This window comes from Nitrosomonas sp. HPC101 (assembly GCF_009833125.1).
Classification (GTDB): domain Bacteria; phylum Pseudomonadota; class Gammaproteobacteria; order Burkholderiales; family Nitrosomonadaceae; genus Nitrosomonas.
Genome location: NZ_QRCC01000004.1, coordinates 57427 through 75717, shown reverse-complemented (window position 1 = coordinate 75717; position 18291 = coordinate 57427). Strand labels below are relative to the sequence as shown.

The 18291-nt window shown below is 50.4% G+C and carries 19 protein-coding genes and 2 tRNA genes; 9 read left to right on the top strand and 12 right to left on the bottom strand.

Going from position 1 to position 18291, the window contains the following annotated elements; translation table 11 throughout:
- Positions 1 to 68: 68 nt before the first annotated feature.
- From ABO04_RS03785 to ABO04_RS03750, 8 genes are all read right to left on the bottom strand, one after another.
- A tRNA-Asp gene (locus ABO04_RS03785) sits at positions 69 to 145 on the bottom strand.
- A 59-nt stretch (positions 146 to 204) separates the two neighbouring features.
- Positions 205 to 280, bottom strand: a tRNA-Val gene (locus ABO04_RS03780).
- 42 nt (positions 281 to 322) lie between these two features.
- A complete protein-coding gene (locus tag ABO04_RS03775; protein WP_160809358.1) occupies positions 323 to 595 on the bottom strand; it encodes an HU family DNA-binding protein in 273 nt (90 codons plus the stop codon).
- Positions 596 to 782: 187 nt separating this feature from the next.
- Positions 783 to 1772, bottom strand: coding sequence for an NAD(P)H-dependent glycerol-3-phosphate dehydrogenase (locus ABO04_RS03770; RefSeq protein ID WP_160809357.1), 990 nt, complete (start codon positions 1770 to 1772; stop codon positions 783 to 785).
- Positions 1769 to 2257: an SH3 domain-containing protein gene (locus ABO04_RS03765; protein ID WP_160809356.1), complete on the bottom strand. Its 489-nt coding sequence runs from the start codon at positions 2255 to 2257 to the stop codon at positions 1769 to 1771. Before ABO04_RS03765 ends, ABO04_RS03770 begins: the two co-directional genes overlap by 4 nt.
- 3 nt (positions 2258 to 2260) lie before the next feature.
- Entirely contained in the window at positions 2261 to 2746 is a 486-nt protein-coding gene (gene secB, locus ABO04_RS03760; protein ID WP_160809355.1) for a protein-export chaperone SecB, read from the bottom strand.
- A 77-nt stretch (positions 2747 to 2823) separates the two neighbouring features.
- Positions 2824 to 3081 (bottom strand): glutaredoxin 3, encoded by a 258-nt coding sequence (gene grxC / locus ABO04_RS03755; protein ID WP_160809438.1) that lies wholly within the window; start codon positions 3079 to 3081, stop codon positions 2824 to 2826.
- Between the two features lie 29 nt (positions 3082 to 3110).
- Positions 3111 to 3524 (bottom strand): rhodanese-like domain-containing protein, encoded by a 414-nt coding sequence (locus ABO04_RS03750; RefSeq protein ID WP_160809354.1) that lies wholly within the window; start codon positions 3522 to 3524, stop codon positions 3111 to 3113.
- A 151-nt stretch (positions 3525 to 3675) separates the two neighbouring features.
- Here ABO04_RS03750 and argJ point away from each other — a divergent pair, with 151 nt between their 5' ends.
- From argJ to ABO04_RS03735, 3 genes are read left to right on the top strand one after another with little or no spacing between them, the layout of a single operon-like run.
- Positions 3676 to 4905, top strand: a complete 1230-nt coding sequence (gene argJ / locus ABO04_RS03745) for a bifunctional glutamate N-acetyltransferase/amino-acid acetyltransferase ArgJ (protein ID WP_160809353.1) — start codon at positions 3676 to 3678, stop codon at positions 4903 to 4905.
- A gap of 7 nt (positions 4906 to 4912) precedes the next feature.
- Positions 4913 to 5806, top strand: coding sequence for an ATP-binding protein (locus ABO04_RS03740; RefSeq protein WP_160809352.1), 894 nt, complete (start codon positions 4913 to 4915; stop codon positions 5804 to 5806).
- Position 5807: 1 nt separating this feature from the next.
- Complete coding sequence (locus ABO04_RS03735; protein ID WP_160809351.1) at positions 5808 to 6743, top strand: Nudix family hydrolase; 936 nt, start codon at positions 5808 to 5810, stop codon at positions 6741 to 6743.
- Positions 6744 to 6768: 25 nt separating this feature from the next.
- Here the strand turns inward: ABO04_RS03735 and ABO04_RS03730 are convergent, their stop codons facing one another.
- On the bottom strand, positions 6769 to 7941 hold the full coding sequence (locus ABO04_RS03730; RefSeq protein WP_160809350.1) for an FAD-dependent oxidoreductase: 1173 nt from the start codon (positions 7939 to 7941) through the stop codon (positions 6769 to 6771).
- A gap of 259 nt (positions 7942 to 8200) precedes the next feature.
- Between ABO04_RS03730 and mpl the strand changes: the two genes are divergently transcribed.
- A complete protein-coding gene (gene mpl / locus ABO04_RS03725) occupies positions 8201 to 9571 on the top strand; it encodes a UDP-N-acetylmuramate:L-alanyl-gamma-D-glutamyl-meso-diaminopimelate ligase (RefSeq protein WP_160809437.1) in 1371 nt (456 codons plus the stop codon).
- Positions 9572 to 9760: 189 nt separating this feature from the next.
- Here mpl and ABO04_RS03720 read toward each other — a convergent pair whose 3' ends face one another.
- Positions 9761 to 10639 carry a porin family protein gene (locus tag ABO04_RS03720; RefSeq protein ID WP_160809349.1) on the bottom strand — a complete coding sequence of 293 codons (879 nt, stop codon included), beginning with the start codon at positions 10637 to 10639 and terminating at the stop codon, positions 9761 to 9763.
- A gap of 283 nt (positions 10640 to 10922) precedes the next feature.
- Here ABO04_RS03720 and aat point away from each other — a divergent pair, with 283 nt between their 5' ends.
- Genes aat through nth form a run of 5 tightly spaced genes read left to right on the top strand, consistent with a single transcriptional unit; the run spans position 10923 to position 14682 of the window.
- Positions 10923 to 11621, top strand: a complete 699-nt coding sequence (aat, locus tag ABO04_RS03715) for a leucyl/phenylalanyl-tRNA--protein transferase (protein ID WP_160809436.1) — start codon at positions 10923 to 10925, stop codon at positions 11619 to 11621.
- 14 nt (positions 11622 to 11635) lie between these two features.
- Entirely contained in the window at positions 11636 to 12355 is a 720-nt protein-coding gene (locus ABO04_RS03710) for an arginyltransferase (RefSeq protein WP_160809348.1), read from the top strand.
- A complete protein-coding gene (locus ABO04_RS03705) occupies positions 12352 to 13380 on the top strand; it encodes a quinone-dependent dihydroorotate dehydrogenase (RefSeq protein WP_160809347.1) in 1029 nt (342 codons plus the stop codon). The genes ABO04_RS03710 and ABO04_RS03705 overlap by 4 nt, the downstream gene beginning before the upstream one ends.
- Positions 13373 to 14026, top strand: a complete 654-nt coding sequence (locus ABO04_RS03700; RefSeq protein ID WP_164504246.1) for an RnfABCDGE type electron transport complex subunit B — start codon at positions 13373 to 13375, stop codon at positions 14024 to 14026. Before ABO04_RS03705 ends, ABO04_RS03700 begins: the two co-directional genes overlap by 8 nt.
- Positions 14023 to 14682, top strand: coding sequence for an endonuclease III (gene nth, locus ABO04_RS03695; RefSeq protein WP_160809346.1), 660 nt, complete (start codon positions 14023 to 14025; stop codon positions 14680 to 14682). Before ABO04_RS03700 ends, nth begins: the two co-directional genes overlap by 4 nt.
- A gap of 173 nt (positions 14683 to 14855) precedes the next feature.
- Here the strand turns inward: nth and ABO04_RS03690 are convergent, their stop codons facing one another.
- Positions 14856 to 15761: a transglycosylase SLT domain-containing protein gene (locus tag ABO04_RS03690; protein ID WP_160809345.1), complete on the bottom strand. Its 906-nt coding sequence runs from the start codon at positions 15759 to 15761 to the stop codon at positions 14856 to 14858.
- Between the two features lie 272 nt (positions 15762 to 16033).
- Entirely contained in the window at positions 16034 to 17596 is a 1563-nt protein-coding gene (locus tag ABO04_RS03685; RefSeq protein WP_160809344.1) for a TerC family protein, read from the bottom strand.
- Positions 17597 to 18291 lie beyond the last annotated feature (695 nt).

Here is an 18291-nt window from a genome sequence, read left to right as displayed (position 1 = left end):
ACGGAGAAAAACAGAGGGAGGAAAAGATGCCATATCATCATGGCTGGACATTACGCAAGGTAAAAATATGGCGGAGTGGACGGGACTCGAACCCGCGACCCCCGGCGTGACAGGCCGGTATTCTAACCAACTGAACTACCACTCCCAGTATTACACTCTCTAATAAGAGATCGCTTATAAGACGACTGTTTACCCGGCAATGCTTGGTGGGTGCTGACGGGATCGAACCGCCGACATTCGCCTTGTAAGGGCGACGCTCTACCAGCTGAGCTAAGCACCCGAACCCACCGACTTTTTCTTTGTCTTTGCTATCGAAGGAGCGCTAGTTTACAGCATCTTTCAGTGCTTTGCCAGCAGTGAATTTAGGCACTTTGGCTGCCTTGATTTTTATCTCGGCACCGGTACGTGGATTACGCCCTGTACGTGCAGCCCGTTCCCCAACCTTGAAAGTTCCAAAGCCTACCAGGGTGACACTGTCATTCTTGCTAAGTGCATCCTTAATTGCAGATAGCGCACCATCCAGTGCATTACCCGCCTCCGCTTTTGTAATGTCGGCATGATGAGCAATCGCTTCGATGAGTTCGGATTTATTCATAAATTCCCCTTTGTTTTGCTTCGTTAGGTTGCAGGAAAACACCTCTTTTTACACAGACAACTCTGTAGAAACCCTTATATCAAGCCGTTTTACGGTGGTCAAGTGTTTAACCGGAAATCGACCTTATTTTTTAATAAATTCCTGCTCTACCGGGATTGGAAAAATAGCACACCGGAAAAATCCATTTTCAATCTGTTTCTGAGCCAGGTTCACGATCAAGCATATCCCTGATTGCACGCTTAACCGGAATGTATTCGTATAAAATGCTATAAACTGCTCGGGTTACGGGCATATCAATTTGAAGCTGCTGCCCCATTCCATGCGCCTCCCGAACTGTATAAACACCTTCAGTGACATGTCCGATTTCAGGCAGAATCTCTGACAAAGGCCATCCGGAAGCAAGCATCATGCCAACCTGACGGTTTCTCGACAAATCACCGGTACAAGTCAGAATCAAATCCCCGATCCCGCTCAAACCAGTAAAGGTTTCTCTTTGCCCGCCCAGCGCTACACCCAAGCGGATAATTTCCGCAAGCCCGCGGGTAATCAATGCCGCTCTTGCATTATTGCCAAATGCAAGCCCATCAGAAATACCGGCAGCAATTGCAACTACATTCTTGAGAGCCCCTCCAACCTCAACTCCAATCACATCATGGTTAGAATAAACCCGCAAAATTGAAGTATGAATTTCACTGGCGATCCATTTGGAAAAGGCATCATCACGTGAAGCCAGCGTCAATGCTGCGGGGAGTCCCAGCGCCACTTCTCGGGCAAAACTCGGTCCAGATAACACACCATAGGCAATCCCAGCCGGATAGACATCCTCAACCACTTGACAGGGAAGTTTTGCAGATCCTGCTTCAAAGCCCTTACATCCCAGAACAAATGGTAACGATCGATCCAGCGCGGCCATCTGCTGTAAAGTTACGCGCAACCCTGAAACAGGCACAACCACAAAAACCAGCTCCGCCCGCTCCAGCACATCGCTCAACGCAGAAACAAGATGGATGGAATCCGGCAGATACTGTCCCGGCAGATAACGCTGATTCACGCGCAATGTTGCCAGCTCTACCAGATGCTCCGTGTTACGGGTCCATAACGCTACGTCGTGACGTGCCGACAAATAAATTGCCAGAGCAGTTCCCCAGGCTCCTGCACCAAGCACTGCGATATTCATACACCCCAGACTTGATTAGCGTTGATATAGCCAATCTGACCATCCCGGTGTTTCACCTTTACCCAACCATTTGCAGCAGTACCCAGCCATTCCAGCACTACATCCTGTCGGGCCCGAAACACCAGCGGCGAAGTCTGATCAGGAGATTGATAAACGCTTCCAGTCGAAATGCTGATGATTACAAACCGTTTCGGGCTGAGATTTTTATCCTCCACCCAGGCAAGAGATCCACGATAATCTCGTACTTTTACCCATCCCACTACCTTTACCACCACCTCCAGAGGCAAATTCACGCTTGCCACATATAATTTACCTGCATTGAGAGAGGGTGCATCGTACAGAACAGCTGCGGGGATTGCGATCGACAGGAACTCGTTTTGGCTATCCGCCTGCGCAATTGCCTTACAGGAAAAAAACAACAGAATCAGCAATGGAAGCAACAAACCGGCTGTAGTAAAACCGATCCTGAATGGCTGAAATCTCATGAATCAGTGCCTGGTTGCATTATCTGTAGGCTGATCAGGTGGTGATCCGGCCGTCTCCTGCTGCTTTTTCTGATGATAAATCGCCTCGAAATTAACCGGATTGAGAATCACAGGCGGGAATCCGGCGCGCGTTACCGTATCTGAAACTGTTTCGCGCAGATAGGGAAACAGGATGTTTGGACACAACACACCCAACACTGCCTCGATCTCATTCTCAGGAACATTACGTATCCGGAAAATACCAGCCTGATGAGCCTCTACCAGAAACATCACCCTGTCCTTCTCCTTCAGCCGCGCCGTGACAGTAGCTGTCACGGTCACCTCATGGATCTCCCCTTCTATAACACTACTGCCGGTGGACAGCTGAAGGTTGATCTCGGGAGATTCCCGTTCCAGAAAAACCTGAGGCGCATGGGGAATTTCCAGTGATAAGTCTTTGACATATACTTTTTCGATAACAAAAACAGGCTGTTGCTGTGATTCAGTCATGGTTGATTCCGGTTAAATACATTTATCAAAAATCAGCCGGCCTCCAGTAACAACCGGGAACCGGCAGATATGTTCAGTCAACCAGCCAGCAGCCTGGCCAGTTTACCCTGTCGATCCAGCATCGACAGATCGTCATACCCGCCTACATGGATTTGTCCAATATAGATCTGCGGAACTGTTCGTCGCCCGGTACGCTGCATCATCTCGGCCCGCTGTTCCGGTCGCAGATCCACCCTGATCTTCTCAATCTCCTCCACACCTTTTGTGCGCAATAATTTTTCTGCCATGGTGCAATAAGGGCAGAATCCGGATACATACATCACCACCCTAGGCATTGGGTCTCTTCCTGCACCGTTATCATCCATCATTTTTTCACCAGTGGAAGATTTTCACGCTGCCAGGTTTCAATACCGCCGGATAGATTGAAAACCTGTTTGAAACCATGCTTGCGCAAAACGGAGCCGGCTCGTCCTGGTCGCAGCCCAGGTGTAAAGATGATAACCACGGGTTTATCCTTGAATCTCTCCAGCTCATGCCAGCGTTCTTCCAACTGCTCTACCGGGATATGCCTGGCGTTGGGCGGATGGCCACCGACATACTCACTTTCATCTCTGACATCCAGCACCAGCGCATCCTCATAGTTAATCAGCCGGATAGCCTGCTTTGAACCAATATCACGGACGGAGTTACGCGCCACCACCGGCCACAGCAGCATGCCACCACTTAACATTGCCGCCACGATAAAAAATATATTGTCTACCAGAAACGTTGATTCCATACGATGTCATCCAGAGCCGGCAAAAACTGTCATTTTAACAAAGTACCCACGAAACTCCATTCATAGTTGCGGACAGCAGATTAATTTCAGGTGACCCGGCGATTTCCTGTGGGATAGGTTACGATAGCGCTTTTCTTACAGATTTTCGTTCATGCCAGTCAATATTCCATCTTTACTGCCTGAACAGTTGCTACCGATCCGGGGCATACTGCTGGGAACAACAGAAGCAGGCATCAAGCAATCCGATCGCAAAGATCTACTGATCATCAGGCTTGTCGAGAACACGCGGGTTGCTGGTGTTTTTACTCAAAACCGGTTTTGCGCTGCGCCGGTTGTGGTTGCCAAATCACATCTTGCAGGCTCTCCATCAATCTGCGCACTGGTAATCAATACCGGCAATGCCAATGCCGGCACCGGTCAATCCGGCATTGATCACGCGTACGCCACTTGCGCCTCGCTAGCCGAACTGATCGGCTGCCAGGCGCAACAGATTCTGCCATTTTCCACCGGTGTCATCATGGAGCCGCTACCGATAGAAAAAATCACTGCCGGCCTACCCCGGGCATTGGCGAATCTAACACCAGATAGCTGGTTTGCCGCCGCCCAGTCAATCATGACAACCGATATCGTACCCAAAGGAGCTTCCCGTCAGATTCAGCTGAACGGCACAACGATCACCATCACCGGTATCGCCAAAGGCTCAGGCATGATCCATCCAAACATGGCCACGATGCTCAGCTATATTGCCACGGATGCAGCCGTGACACAGCCTCTGCTGAATGACATGGTACGCTATGCAGCCGATCAGTCTTTCAATCGCATTACTGTGGATGGCGATACTTCCACCAATGACGCACTGATATTGATGGCGACTGGCCAAGCGAAGCACAGCCCGATTACTACAGCATCCGACCCCGGTTTCACCACGCTACAGACTGCCATCACCGAAGTAGCCATTCAGCTTGCGCAGATGATCGTGCGCGATGGTGAAGGCGCTACCAAATTCATCACCGTACTGGTGGAAGGTGGCAAAACCAAGGCAGAATGCAGCAAGGTTGCCTATGCCATCGCACATTCCCCGTTGATCAAAACCGCCTGTTTTGCGTCCGATCCCAATCTGGGACGGATTCTGGCGGCTATCGGCTATGCTGGCATCGATGATCTGGAGGTTGATCTTATCCAGCTCTATCTGGGAGATATTCTGGTAGCCGAGCATGGTGGCCGTGCCGCCAGCTATCGTGAAGAAGATGGTCAACGTATCATGCAAGCGCCAGAGATCACCATACAAGTAAAACTCAATCGGGGCAACGCATCCACTACGATATGGACCTGCGATCTCTCCTACGATTACGTTAAAATCAATGCCGACTATCGCAGCTAAACCCGTCATGAATGATTCCGAATTGCTTTTTCAACGCCTTGATCGATTGCTGACACGCATTGAGAATGCCTTCCCCGCTCGGACGCAGCACGCTGATCTCGGTACGCACATTGCCTTTCGCTGGCGTAAACACGGCAACATCGGTTTTTTGCAGGCAATCAACCACCCGCATACAATTACACCGAACGAACTGCTGAATATTGAAGAGCAGAAGCAGGCGCTTGACCGCAATACCCAACAGTTTGTTTCCGGATTTCCAGCCAACAATGTGCTGTTGACCGGCGCACGCGGCACCGGAAAATCTTCACTGATCAAAGCTCTGCTGAACCGCTATGCTGACCAGGGTTTACGCATGATCGAGGTGGATAAACAAGGGCTCACCGACTTACCCGATATCGTTGAGCTTATTGACCAACGTCCGGAGCGCTTCATTCTGTATTGCGATGATCTGTCATTTGAAGCAGATGAGCCGGGCTATAAGGCACTGAAAGTCATTCTTGATGGTTCTATTTCCACCGCATCCGACAACGTACTGGTCTACGCCACCTCCAACCGCCGCCACCTCATCTCAGAATTCATGCACGAAAATCTGGCAGCCCGGCACGTGGATGGCGAAATCCATCCGGGAGAAACCACTGAGGAAAAAATTTCGCTATCGGAACGCTTTGGTCTGTGGCTGTCTTTTTATCCGTTTGATCAGGAACAATATCTGGAAATTGTCCAGCACTGGCTCTTGCAGCACGGCATCAGCAGGTTATCCGGCCCTGCCCGGCAAGAAGCACTACGCTGGGCACTGGCGCGCGGCTCGCGCAACGGACGGGTCGCGCGCCAATTTGCCCGCGATTGGGCAGGTCAGCACAAACTGGCAAAAGCAGAATCAGCCAAAGTCGATAAGAAATAGCATGGCTGACCCATTGCTGGTTGAAGTCTCCGCCGCCGTTCTCATTCGCCCGGATAACCATTTTCTACTCACCAGCCGGCCTGCCGGCAAACCCTACGCTGGCTACTGGGAATTCCCCGGTGGAAAGATCGAAGCAGGCGAGTCTCCGTTGCAAGCGCTGACGCGCGAACTGAATGAAGAGCTGGGCATCACGATTCGTCAGGCTACCCCCTGGCTGACACGGACTTTCAGCTATCCGCACGCCACGGTACGACTCCGCTTCTATCGCGTCACTGGCTGGCAAGGCACACTCACTCCCCGCGAACAACAGCAGCTTGCGTGGCAAACGACTGAAAATATAACTGTTGCTCCATTGCTGCCCGCCAACACCTTTATCCTGCGCAGCCTGCGCCTGCCGCCGCTTTATGCCATCACCCGCCCGGCGGAAACCGATACGGAAGCAGCATTGCAAGCGATTGAAACAACTCTTGGCAAGGGCATCAAACTGTTGCAAATCCGTCAGAAAGCAATGGCATCTGATGAACTGAAACAGTTTGGCAGAACTGCTGTGCAACTGGCTCACCATCACCGGGCCACAGTCTTGCTTAATGAAAACCTGACCCTCGCACAGGATTTACAGGCTGATGGTGTACACCTCACCACGAATCAACTGCTATCGCTCGATTTACGACCGGACATCAGCTGGTGCGGCGCGTCCTGCCATAATGAGCAGGAACTTCAGCGCGCAGCACAACTGGGTGTGGATTTTGTCACCCTAAGCCCCGTGCAACCCACACTCAGCCACCCTGGTGCACCGACCTTAGGTTGGGAAAAATTTGCTGGACTGATTCAAGACTATTCGCTACCGGTTTACGCGCTGGGTGGTTTGCTGCCGGCTGATCTGGAAACGGCCCGGACATACGGAGCACACGGGATCGCCATGATGCGTGGCATCTGATTCCTGTTTTGTGGCACTACACCGATCAAACCAGATACGTATCGACCCCACTTAACAACAAATCATAGCGCGTTTCAACGGCCTCCTTGATGACCATTACCGGCACGCCTGTCACGACATTATTTTCAAGCACCAACCAGCCGACTGCATCCTCCGGCCCCAGACTGACTACATAACCGAGATCACGATGCAGATAAGGCTCCAGTACTTTGAGCAGGCCGGAATAGCGCAGCATATTACGGGCAGCCAGCTTTCCTTTACGTACCGCGGATTGCGCCGTCATTGAATTCGATCCTAGTGATGGATAAACCGAACCATCCCCAGCGGCAAACACATTTTCCAGTAACTTGCCGCCTGCTTTCACCTGGCCGAACAGATTGGTTTCGATCAGATTATTCTGGCGGTTACCGGTAAATACCAGTGACAGCATGGAGGGTAATTCAAACTGCCGCCTGCTTGCTTGTTCCTCCAGCAAAATCTGGTTATTGCGCTGTTCCAGAAAATACACTCCGGGGAAAAATTCAATATCCAGTTCCAGCATACGTTTTTCAATATAGGATGCAAATCCTGGTGGGAATTGTTGCAGCACACGCGCTTTATCATCTATCAGACGCAAGCTATGGCTAACCCGACGGCGATGCAGAAAACCAGCCAGTTCAAACAAAAACTGGATACCGGTCGCGCCACCACCTATCACTGAGATGCAGGAAGCTGCCGAATCCTGTTTCTCCAAAAATGTATCCAGCAAATCAGAGCCAGCCGCCGTACAAAAATCTTCCAGCACCAATACATTCTCTGCAACGTCGCCAGACACACCATCGAGGCAGTTCTGCCTCGCACCTGTCGCCACCAGTAAATAGTCGAATGGCACTGCTTCCTCTTTCAGCTGCAAACATCCTCTCTCCTGCCACTGGCATAAGGCTGCTTCATCTATTGTCAGCGCACTCCGAATATGCCGGCAATCAAAACGCTGCTCCAGCAACGTATAAGACACCTGCAGATCGGACAGCGGATAACGAAACGTCTCGTGCAAATGCGTGATCTTGAGATGATGCGTGCCCGGATCAATCAGCGTGATTTCCACATCAGCGCTGTACCGTCGCAGTGTGGTCAACGCAGCCAGGCCGGCATACCCCCCGCCGATAATGACAATCTTAGGCCGCGTGCTTTTTAGTATATACAATGGCAACAAAGCCATTTATCTTCTCCCCAATTGATTCAATCAGAGGAGCGTAGCATGGAAACCGCTTCGCGGTCATACGCATGGCTTCACATTAATTTTTCTATTCAGCGCGCTGAGCAGGATGACCGCCAAGCGCACACAGTTTACCTGGTCGAAAACCGCGTTCTGTGCCACGATCACGTTCGATGTATTGAAAAATAGCGCTGTCAATGGTCTCGCGTATAATTTCGCAAGCACCTTATCAATTCATTCACAGTTATCCTCTCCAATATTCATGCATATTCATATTCTTGGCATTTGCGGCACTTTTATGGGCGGGCTGGCAGTGCTGGCACGTGCTGCCGGCCATACCGTCACCGGCTGCGATGCCAATGTTTATCCGCCGATGAGCACGCAGCTGCGTGAGCAGAAAATCAGGCTGATTGAAGGTTACGATGCCGATCAGCTCAATCTGAAGCCTGATTTGTTTGTCATCGGCAATGTTGTTACACGTGGTAACCCGCTGATGGAAGCCATCCTCGACGCACACCTGCCGTATACATCCGGTCCGCAGTGGCTGGCGCAACATCTGCTGCACGATCGCTGGGTGCTCGCCGTTGCCGGCACGCACGGCAAAACCACCACCAGCTCAATGCTGGCATGGATCCTGGAATACGCCGGACTTTCCCCCGGATTTCTGATCGGTGGTGTTCCGGAAAATTTCGGGCTGTCGGCCCGCTTGGGGATAATCGAAGCACAGCAGGAGTTTTCGCCTTTCTTCGTTATCGAAGCGGATGAATATGACACCGCCTTTTTCGATAAACGCTCCAAATTCGTGCACTACCAGCCGAAAACTGCCGTGCTCAACAATCTGGAATATGATCACGCCGATATTTTTCCGGATCTGGCTGCAATCGAACGCCAGTTTCATCACCTTATTCGCATCGTTCCCCGCAACGGCCTGCTTGTCGTCAACGGGCAGGATAAAAATCTGCAGCGTGTGTTGAATCAGGGTTGCTGGACACCAACAGAGCGCTTCGGCATGGAAAACGGCTGGCACATGACGACGGTACACGATCGGAGCCTGTCCGTTTACGTGCAAGACGAATTACAAGGCACGCTGAACTGGGAGCTGATGGGTGAACATAACCGCATGAATGCGCTGGCCGCGCTCGCTGCTGCCCGTCATGCCGGCGTGCCGGCACAGGTCGGGATCGAAGCGCTGTCTTCCTTCAAAAACGTAAAGCGTCGTATGGAATTGCGGGATGTAATCAACAACATTTACGTGTACGACGACTTTGCACATCATCCGACCGCGATTCAGGCAACGCTGGCCGGATTACGCGACAAAATCGGCTCAGCGCGTATTCTTGCCGTGCTGGAACCCCGCTCTAATACGATGAAGCTGGGCGTCTGGCAGAATAATCTTGCGGCCAGTCTGAATCAGGCTGATCAGGTTTTCTGCTATGCACATCAGATCGGCTGGGATGTTGCAGCAGCGCTTATCCCGCTTGGTGAAAAAGCCACGACCCACCATGACCTTGCCGCCATGATTCAGGCCATTTCCGCGACCGCCCGGCCAGGTGATCATATTCTAATCATGAGTAACGGCAGTTTTGGCGGCTTGTATGACAAACTGCTTGACGCGCTGCATAGCCGACCCTGAGCTTCCTGAAAGTCAAAAAAAAACCCCGCCAGAAATTTTGGCGGGGTATAAAGGCTTCGTCACAAAATCTGTTACTTGGGCTCCGATTTTGCTCAAAGCAAGAAGAGAGAAATACTCGTTACTACTGAGAAAGCAAACTACGATTGAAACAATTTCCAACTAATCCTGATTAAAAATACTTATCCTGCTTTAAAAGCCGATTCCAAGATACCCCCCAACGGTCAATCCGCTGACATCTACTCCGTCAATTTTGCCAGCCAGATGGTATCTGGCATCCGCGCCAACATACATTGATTTCCAGATATTGTAATCCGCGCCCACACCGAACATCACTCCTGGCTCCAACACAGTAATGGACTCAGAGGGAGGGCTGATCACATGCAATGCCAGACCGGCAGGGATAATCCATGGCCTGAACTTGCTGCCCTCCATAAACTTGATCTTCGGTGCAGCTGTCAGCGTAAACTGGCTGACGGTTACATTTCGTGGAACACCTGTTGGATCCACCAGCAATGTTGGGTTACTGGCAAGAGGATTCCCTTTCACTTTGTTACTGTACTGTTTGTATTCAAACATCAGCTCAGCAAAAATGCTGGTGCCAGGTGCCAAACCCCAGACATCATTGGTCAGGCTGAAATCAAACCCGGCACCCACATACCAGGCATTTCTACCTGCCTGATCCTGCATTCCGATCGGGGCAACATCACTTTGAATAGAAACACCATTGCGAAGATGGTCGGCACGTGCAAACCCACCCCGGAAAAACAGCATATGTTTGTGGGATGCGTCTTCAGCCTCAAGCTCCATGTGCTCCTTTTTTTCTTTCGAAGCTACCGCCTGCAATTTCTGGTCAACTTTTTGTTCATGCTGCACAGCATCGGTTTTAACTCTATCCAGCTCACCCCGGATGGATTGCAGTTGCTGCTCAAGCAGTCTGATCTGCTCTTCCAGAACCTGCGTCGATATGCCTTCGGCAAATGTCTGCGGCGCATCCAACAGCACTGAAGCAGCAAACACACTGGCCACAGCACCTAATACAGCACGCTTTCCGAATGGATTATGACTCACCCTTTTTCTCCTTTCTTGTTTTATGTTCATGCAAATGTTGCATGACAGATGCTAGATAATTCTCAGGAAAAATACTTTGATCTATATCAAGGCAAGGCTGTTTTCTGCTATTTTGGCCCGGGCAAATTGGCAACACTGTGCCTTGCCAGGCGGCAAGCCTGCATACTTAGGCACGTCCAACTGCGGTTTCCAGAATTATTTGGGATAATTGCAGGAGGATGATTATGATCTGCATCAAAAATTGCCATTTACCGCTGTTTACCTGAAGCTATTTATGTCTGCCATGATTTGTACGCTCTTTTCCGATACCCCCTTCCCTCCGCTGGAACAAGCATTGATCGAACCCAACGGCCTATTGGCTATCGGAGGAGACCTGTCACCGGAACGTCTGATCTCCGCCTATCGCCAGGGAATCTTTCCCTGGTTCAATCAAGGGGAGGTTATACTCTGGTGGAGCCCGAATCCAAGAATGGTACTGTTTCCACAGGAATTGAAAATTTCGCGTTCACTGCACAAGGTTCTGAAAAAACATCACCACCAGATCCGTACGGACAGCACCTTCACGCAAGTCATGCAAGCCTGTGCAGCACCGCGCAGAAGCCAGACGGAGACATGGATACACGATGACATAATCGCGGCATACACCACGCTACACCAGATGGGAATAGCACATTCGGTTGAAACCTGGATAGATGGCAAACTGGTCGGTGGGCTGTATGGCATAGCTATAGGCAAGGCTTTCTTTGGTGAATCAATGTTTTCCCGGATACCAGATGCATCTAAAATTGCGCTGGTTTACCTGGCAAAACAACTGGAAAGCTGGGGGTATGGCCTGATCGATTGCCAAATGAAAACCGCTCATCTGATGTCGATGGGCGCACGGGAAATTTCAAGATCACACTTCGCCGAACAATTGGACATACTTACCAGCTTGCCCGACCAAAACAAAAAATGGCTGTTTGATTTCACCTATCCGGGGTGATCGAGATTATTCCCATGAATTTCCAAACTACCCGACGCTATCCCTGCAGTTATCTGCCGGAACAATTCGCCCGCTCCCGTATCGTGATCACGGGTGAGAACATCCCGGATCGCGATATCTACGCCCAATTGATCCGGCGAGGGTATCGCCGCAGCGGTGATCTCATCTACCGTCCGGATTGCGAGCTATGTCACGCCTGCATCCCCGTGCGCATCCCGGTGGCGCTGTTCACCCCCAGCCGCACCCAACGCAGAATATGGAAGCGATATCAGCATTTGCAGACTGACCGGCATCCCCTTCATTTCAACCCTGCACACTTTGATCTCTACCAGCGTTACCAGAAATCGCGTCATCCCGGTGGCGGCATGGATCTTGATGATCAAAACGGGCATGAACAGTATTGTAATTTCCTCCTGAAAAGTACGGTCGACTCCTTTCTGGTAACATTTCACGAAAATCAACAGCTGCGCATGATCAGTATCATCGACCAGCTGCCGGATGGATTCTCTTCGGTATATACCTTTTTTGATCCGGATATCGCCGGAGCCAGCTATGGCACCTTTAATATCTTGTGGCAAATAGCACAATGCCATCATGACCGACTACCTTATCTTTATCTGGGTTACTGGATCAAAAACAGCCGAAAAATGCGCTATAAAACCAATTTCCAACCACTCCAGCTCCTGATTGACAACCAGTGGCAATATCAGAAACCTGTACAACAACCTGAATGATATACAACCTGTTACGCCCGCTGCTGTTTATGCTTGATGCCGAAAAAGTTCACACTCTTACCCTGGATGCCCTCGGCCTGTTGAAGAAAGCCAGCCTGCTGCCCAGTTGCGCCATCCAGTGCGCACCTGTTCACATCATGGGGTTGGATTTTCCCAATCCCGTTGGACTGGCTGCCGGTCTCGACAAGAACGGAGCCTATATCGATGCACTGGCCTCCCTGGGATTTGGTTTTATTGAAGTGGGAACCGTCACCCCGCGCCCACAGGCCGGCAACCCTCGGCCACGGCTGTTCCGCATTCCACGTGCCAAAGCGATTATCAATCGGATGGGATTCAACAACGCGGGCGTAGATAAGCTGATAGAAAATGTCCAGCAATCCGGTTACCGCGGCATACTGGGCATCAACATCGGTAAAAATGCAGATACTCCTCTACAGAATGCAGTCGATGACTATCTGATTGGTTTACGTAAAGTGTACCCGTATGCCAGTTATGTCACCGTCAACATTTCCTCTCCCAATACCAAACAGCTCAGGCAACTGCAAAATGAAATCGAGCTGGAACAGCTGCTGAGCGCACTTAAGACAGAGCAGACCCGACTCAGTGATCAGCATGGCCGCTATACCCCGCTGGCAGTTAAAATTGCACCGGACCTGGAACCCGAACAGATTGCCGCGATTGCATCACTGTTGCTTAAACACCGCATGGATGCAGTTATTGCAACCAATACCACCATCGCGCGATATGGCACAGAACATTTACCCTACGGCGACGAACAAGGTGGGTTGAGCGGGGCGCCATTAACAGTTCGCAGCAATGCAGTTATCCGCCAGCTTGCCGATCACCTCCAACAAGCCATTCCCATTATCGGGGCGGGGGGCATTATGTCAGCGCCAGACGCACAAGCCAAAATAGATGCTGGCGCCAGTCTGGTACAAGTTTATTCCGGATTGATTTACCGTGGCCCGAATCTGGTTACGGAGACAGTTTCATTACTTTGTGCCCGTTCCACTGATAATGGATAAAAACAAACTGATCGAACAGATTGATGCTGCGTTACCACAAACCCAGTGCGGTCAGTGCGGATTTGATGGATGCAAGCCCTATGCCAGAGCCATTGTCGAGGGCCAGGCAGATATTGATCAATGCCCGCCTGGCGGTGATGCCGGCGTCGCAACCATTGCTGCTATCCTCCACATCGCTCCGAAACCGTTGAATACGGCTTACGGTCACCCCAAACCGCCCTCAGTCGCCTTCATCGATGAAGCACAATGTATCGGCTGCACCTTCTGCCTGCGCGCCTGTCCGGTGGATGCCATCATCGGAGCAGCCAAATGCATGCATACTGTCTTGACCGAACTATGCACCGGCTGTGAACGCTGTATCGCTCCCTGCCCGATGGATTGCATCAGCATGGTGCCCATCCCCAGCCCGGCTACGCCTGAAATCCAACAGCAACTGGCGAATGGCGCACGTGAACGCTATCATCTCAGACAACTCAGGCTGGCGCGCAACCAGCAGCAAACCCGTAAACCGGAACGGAACAAACCCGGAGCAGACACGGCCCCCACTCTACAGCAAGCAGCCGCCACAAAGCAGGCCGCCATCCAGGCAGCTATGGAACGCGCTCGCGCAGCACTCGCACGTTCCAACATTCCATTCAAAAAATGAATGCTACTCAACGCCGCGAGATATTCATCCGTTTCAGGGAAGCCAATCCACACCCAACAACTGAACTGGAATACAGCACTCCTTTTCAATTGCTGGTGGCCGTCATCCTCTCAGCACAGGCTACGGATAAAAGCGTCAATCTGGCTACACGCAAGCTATTTCCGGTAGCAGATACCCCAGAGCAAATTCTGCAACTGGGAGAAACCGGCCTCAGCTCGTTCATTCAGCGCATCGGCCTGTATCGTACCAAAACCAGAAATATCCTCGCCACCTGCCGATTATTGATCGAACAGCATCACAACGAAATCCCTCGTACTCGGGAAGAACTGGAAAAGCTGCCAGGCGTTGGCCGCAAAACCGCCAACGTAGTTCTAAATACTGCCTTTGGCGAACCCACCATCGCCGTGGATACACATATCTTCCGCGTGGCCAACCGTACCGGTATCGCGCCAGGTAAAAACGTTGTGGAAGTGGAACGCAAGCTGCTGAAAGTGGTGCCGGATGAATTCCGTCATGACGCCCACCACTGGCTGATCCTGCACGGACGCTACATCTGCAAGGCCAGAAAACCTCTATGCCAGCAATGCCTGATTGTGGATTTATGTGAATTTAAGGAGAAAAACCTGGCCGAAACTGTCGTCCCACCTGATTTGTAAACTGCACTGTGCACCGCTGAACTTCACCCAGTCATTGCGACGTGACAATTCAGTCCAGTAGAATGTATGAGGCACGAACTACATCCTGCCGCGCAGGCCATGTAAAATTTATCGACAATACTTGCTGGCAGTGATCGTGTATCGGTTCGTACAGCAGTACTTATCCGGTGCTCTCATTGTCCAGCCGCAGCCGAGGTGAAAATAAAAGAAGTTCTGTTGACCACACCCGGTTGGAATGGATGGGTGACTTTGCTGTAACGCGACAAAATTTTGTCGACATATTTTACGGTTTCTGGATAAGGTGGAATCCCGCGATACTTCTCGACCGCACCTTCACCCGCATTATAGGCTGCCGCAACCAGTGACACATCTCCTTTGAAGAAAGCAAGCAGCCATCTCAGATAGGCCATGCCTCCCTTGATATTATCTTCCGGATCAAAGATATCCTTGACCTGAAACCGTTCGGCGGTCTCCGGGATAAGCTGCATCAGTCCTTGCGCATTCTTAGGTGAAATCGCCTGTATATTGAAGCCGGATTCAACCGAAATAATTGCCAGCACCAAGCCGGGATCAATCTCATATTGCGGGGCAAGTTTCTTGACAAGCGCAGATACAGACTGGTCAATGTAATACTTACCTGGCGCTGTGTTTACACGAGCATGATTATTTCCGTTCAGGCAATCGGGTAACTGTATCTTTTGATTGGCAGGCAAAGACATGAGCTGCAGCATTTTTTGCGCATAGGCATGCCCCCGGGCGGCGGCCATTTCAAACAGACTGGCAGCAATCTTGTCATTGCGTTCAACACCGCGCCCATTGGCATACATCCATCCCAGCGCATACTGTCCTTCTGCCGAGCCCAATCTGGCAGCCTGGCAATACAACTCCACTGCTTTTTCCTTGTCCTGCGGCACACCCTCGCCATGTTCATACTGACGAGCCTGCTGCACCAGTATTTCAGTATTATTTGCAGCACTACCGGACTTTCCTTGGGAAGCAGATCCACTGCTGAAAACAACAGCAGCATGCAGAGCTAAAAAACTCAGCACAATCCACTGCCACTTCTGGTAGGTGCGCATATTTCTTTTCTATCCGGATAATTAAGGCTTGGTTTTATTAATAAACAACAAGCAAAAATTATGCCATGAAATGAAAAATGCTCTACCCTCCAGGATAATCCCCTGTAACAGATAGAAATTCTCAAATCCGCCTTTGCCAAAATAATAGCAAGGAAAATAGCTCTGCAAAGCGTGTAAAAAAACTCGACAGATATAAATTCAGTGAAAAGCCGGTTTTCTTTTCAACCCGCAGCGGTCAAAACGATCTTCCAAACATCCTCTGCGTGCTCTTCTTACTCATTTTCAGGTTGTATGCGGTATACACGTACCTTGCCGATATTATGCCTGTTGACTGAAACAATTTCGAAAATCAGGCCATTAACTGTAATCTGCTCCCCTGCGACTGGAATATAACCCAGCTGCCAGAGCAGATACCCCCCAAGCGTAGAGTAGCGTTCCGCATCATCTACCAGATCAAGCTCCAATAAATTGGATACCTTGCGAATGCTGATCCATCCATCCATCAGCCATGAACCATCCGCCTGCTGCTCGGCCACCAGTTTTTCTTCTCCCGCATCCAGAAATTCGCCGGCAATCGCTTCCAGAATATCCGCCGGAGTAACAATACCTTCAACTGATCCATATTCCTCAACAATTACTGCCAACTGTAACGACTGATCACGAAGCTGCTCCATCAGCTTGATCACGGGCACTCGCTCATGCACCACAATCGGATGACGCAGTGATTTTTCCAGATTAATCTTCCCTTCTTCCAGAATATCGCGCAACAGATCCTTGGCAAATGCAGCGCCGACAAACTCATCCACACTGCCGTGTGACAACAGAAAACGTGAATGACCGCTGTCGATTATTTTTAACCTGATCATTTCATTGGTATCTTCCAAATCCAGCCAATCGATATCAGTGCGTGGCGTCATGATGGACATGGCAGGACGCTCAGCCAGCGTCAGCACACCTTCAATCATCTCCTTTTCCTCCCGGGCAAACAGATCATTTTTGGCCACCTGCTGCGCAATCACTTCCGCAGTCTCGCCCAACCCGATCTCACCCCTTTTCCCGCCCAGCAATCGCAATACAGCCTCTGCTGTACGATCACGCAAATCCCCGGTCGTGATGAATTTTTCCTTGTTATGCCTGGCGATCTGATTAAATGCCTCAATCAGGATCGAGAAACTGATTGCCGCGTAGAGATACCCTTTGGGGACATGATAATTAAAACCCTCTATCACAAGCGAGAAGCCGATCATCATCAAAAAACCCAGACACAGGACTACAACCGTAGGATGTTTCGAGACGAATGTCATCAGCGGTCCGGAAGATGCCATCATGACACCCACTGCAATGATGACAGCAATCATCATTACCGCGAGATGATCCACCATGCCCACCGCCGTGATCATGCTGTCCAGCGAGAAAACCGCATCCAGCACAACAATCTGGACGATGACCTGCCAAAATACGGCGTGTACATTCTTGCCTTCTTGCTGTCCGGAATGGCCCTCCAGTCGCTCATGCAACTCCATTGTTCCCTTGAAAAGCAGGAATACGCCTCCGAACAGAAGAATAATATTTCGCCAGGATAAATCGATACCCAGAACCGTCACCAGCGGCGTAGTCAGCGTAACCACCCAGGAAATGGATGCCAGCAGAATAAGGCGCATAATCAGCGCCAGAGACAGACCAACAATACGCGCTTTTTTACGCTGATCCGGCGGCAGCTTGTCTGCCAGTATCGCAATAAAAACGAGGTTATCGATTCCAAGTACGATTTCCAGAATAACCAGCGTTGCCAGTCCCGCCCACGCAGCAGGATCGGTCACCCATTCAAAAAACACTTTTACTGATATCCGAGATAAATTGGAAAGCTGTAATCAAGAATTTGAAATGCCCGGATCCGGGCAAAAAGAAGTTGTACAGCGACACTGTAACAAACTACTAATATAGTACAAGTTTTTTCAGATAAGCAAACACTAAAAAGCAGGATGCCTCCTTTCTTCCCGAAGATAAAGAAGGCAGACCGGGTCTCAACTACTACACATAAAATGATTGATACAGACAGTCAGCATCTCAAAGCGCCTCTCTATTTGCTCAAACCGTTTGTCCTCCTGTTCAAACCGCTTATCTATCTGCTTGAAGCCTTCAAACGTCAGTGCACGTCGGTGTTTCAGCTCTTCTTTGATCTACGATTTGCTCTCTCAGCTCAAGCTCGTGGCGCATATCCGCCAGCCCAGTTCCGATCTTTCAAACAATGCTTTCGTAATCCGATCTTGAATAATCGCGATATCTTCTTCAGCTATTGCCATTTCACTATTTTTCTTCAATGTCATTTGAAGACATCATATAACAGGCACACCAAGGAACTATGGCTTCCCCACAGGCACCTCCAAGAACCACAGATCGCCAAAAAGCAACGGCGCAACAATTCCGACAACGTGATATCTGGCATAGCCACAAGCCATACAAAATGTTCGTCTCAAATCAGAGACAAATAAAATACAACAAATACAATTAGTTAGATATGCAAATGATT

Excerpts from the sequence above, each read along its gene's own strand:
- ABO04_RS03775 (WP_160809358.1), bottom strand. The coding sequence starts at position 595 with ATGAATAAATCCGAACTCATCGAAGCGATTGCTCATCATGCCGACATT.
- ABO04_RS03770 (WP_160809357.1), bottom strand. The coding sequence starts at position 1,772 with ATGAATATCGCAGTGCTTGGTGCAGGAGCCTGGGGAACTGCTCTGGCA.
- ABO04_RS03765 (WP_160809356.1), bottom strand. The coding sequence starts at position 2,257 with ATGAGATTTCAGCCATTCAGGATCGGTTTTACTACAGCCGGTTTGTTG.
- secB (WP_160809355.1), bottom strand. The coding sequence starts at position 2,746 with ATGACTGAATCACAGCAACAGCCTGTTTTTGTTATCGAAAAAGTATAT.
- grxC (WP_160809438.1), bottom strand. The coding sequence starts at position 3,081 with ATGCCTAGGGTGGTGATGTATGTATCCGGATTCTGCCCTTATTGCACC.
- ABO04_RS03750 (WP_160809354.1), bottom strand. The coding sequence starts at position 3,524 with ATGGAATCAACGTTTCTGGTAGACAATATATTTTTTATCGTGGCGGCA.
- argJ (WP_160809353.1), top strand. The coding sequence starts at position 3,676 with ATGCCAGTCAATATTCCATCTTTACTGCCTGAACAGTTGCTACCGATC.
- ABO04_RS03740 (WP_160809352.1), top strand. The coding sequence starts at position 4,913 with ATGAATGATTCCGAATTGCTTTTTCAACGCCTTGATCGATTGCTGACA.
- ABO04_RS03735 (WP_160809351.1), top strand. The coding sequence starts at position 5,808 with ATGGCTGACCCATTGCTGGTTGAAGTCTCCGCCGCCGTTCTCATTCGC.
- ABO04_RS03730 (WP_160809350.1), bottom strand. The coding sequence starts at position 7,941 with ATGGCTTTGTTGCCATTGTATATACTAAAAAGCACGCGGCCTAAGATT.
- mpl (WP_160809437.1), top strand. The coding sequence starts at position 8,201 with ATGCATATTCATATTCTTGGCATTTGCGGCACTTTTATGGGCGGGCTG.
- aat (WP_160809436.1), top strand. The coding sequence starts at position 10,923 with ATGATTTGTACGCTCTTTTCCGATACCCCCTTCCCTCCGCTGGAACAA.
- ABO04_RS03710 (WP_160809348.1), top strand. The coding sequence starts at position 11,636 with ATGAATTTCCAAACTACCCGACGCTATCCCTGCAGTTATCTGCCGGAA.
- ABO04_RS03705 (WP_160809347.1), top strand. The coding sequence starts at position 12,352 with ATGATATACAACCTGTTACGCCCGCTGCTGTTTATGCTTGATGCCGAA.
- ABO04_RS03700 (WP_164504246.1), top strand. The coding sequence starts at position 13,373 with ATGGATAAAAACAAACTGATCGAACAGATTGATGCTGCGTTACCACAA.
- nth (WP_160809346.1), top strand. The coding sequence starts at position 14,023 with ATGAATGCTACTCAACGCCGCGAGATATTCATCCGTTTCAGGGAAGCC.
- ABO04_RS03690 (WP_160809345.1), bottom strand. The coding sequence starts at position 15,761 with ATGCGCACCTACCAGAAGTGGCAGTGGATTGTGCTGAGTTTTTTAGCT.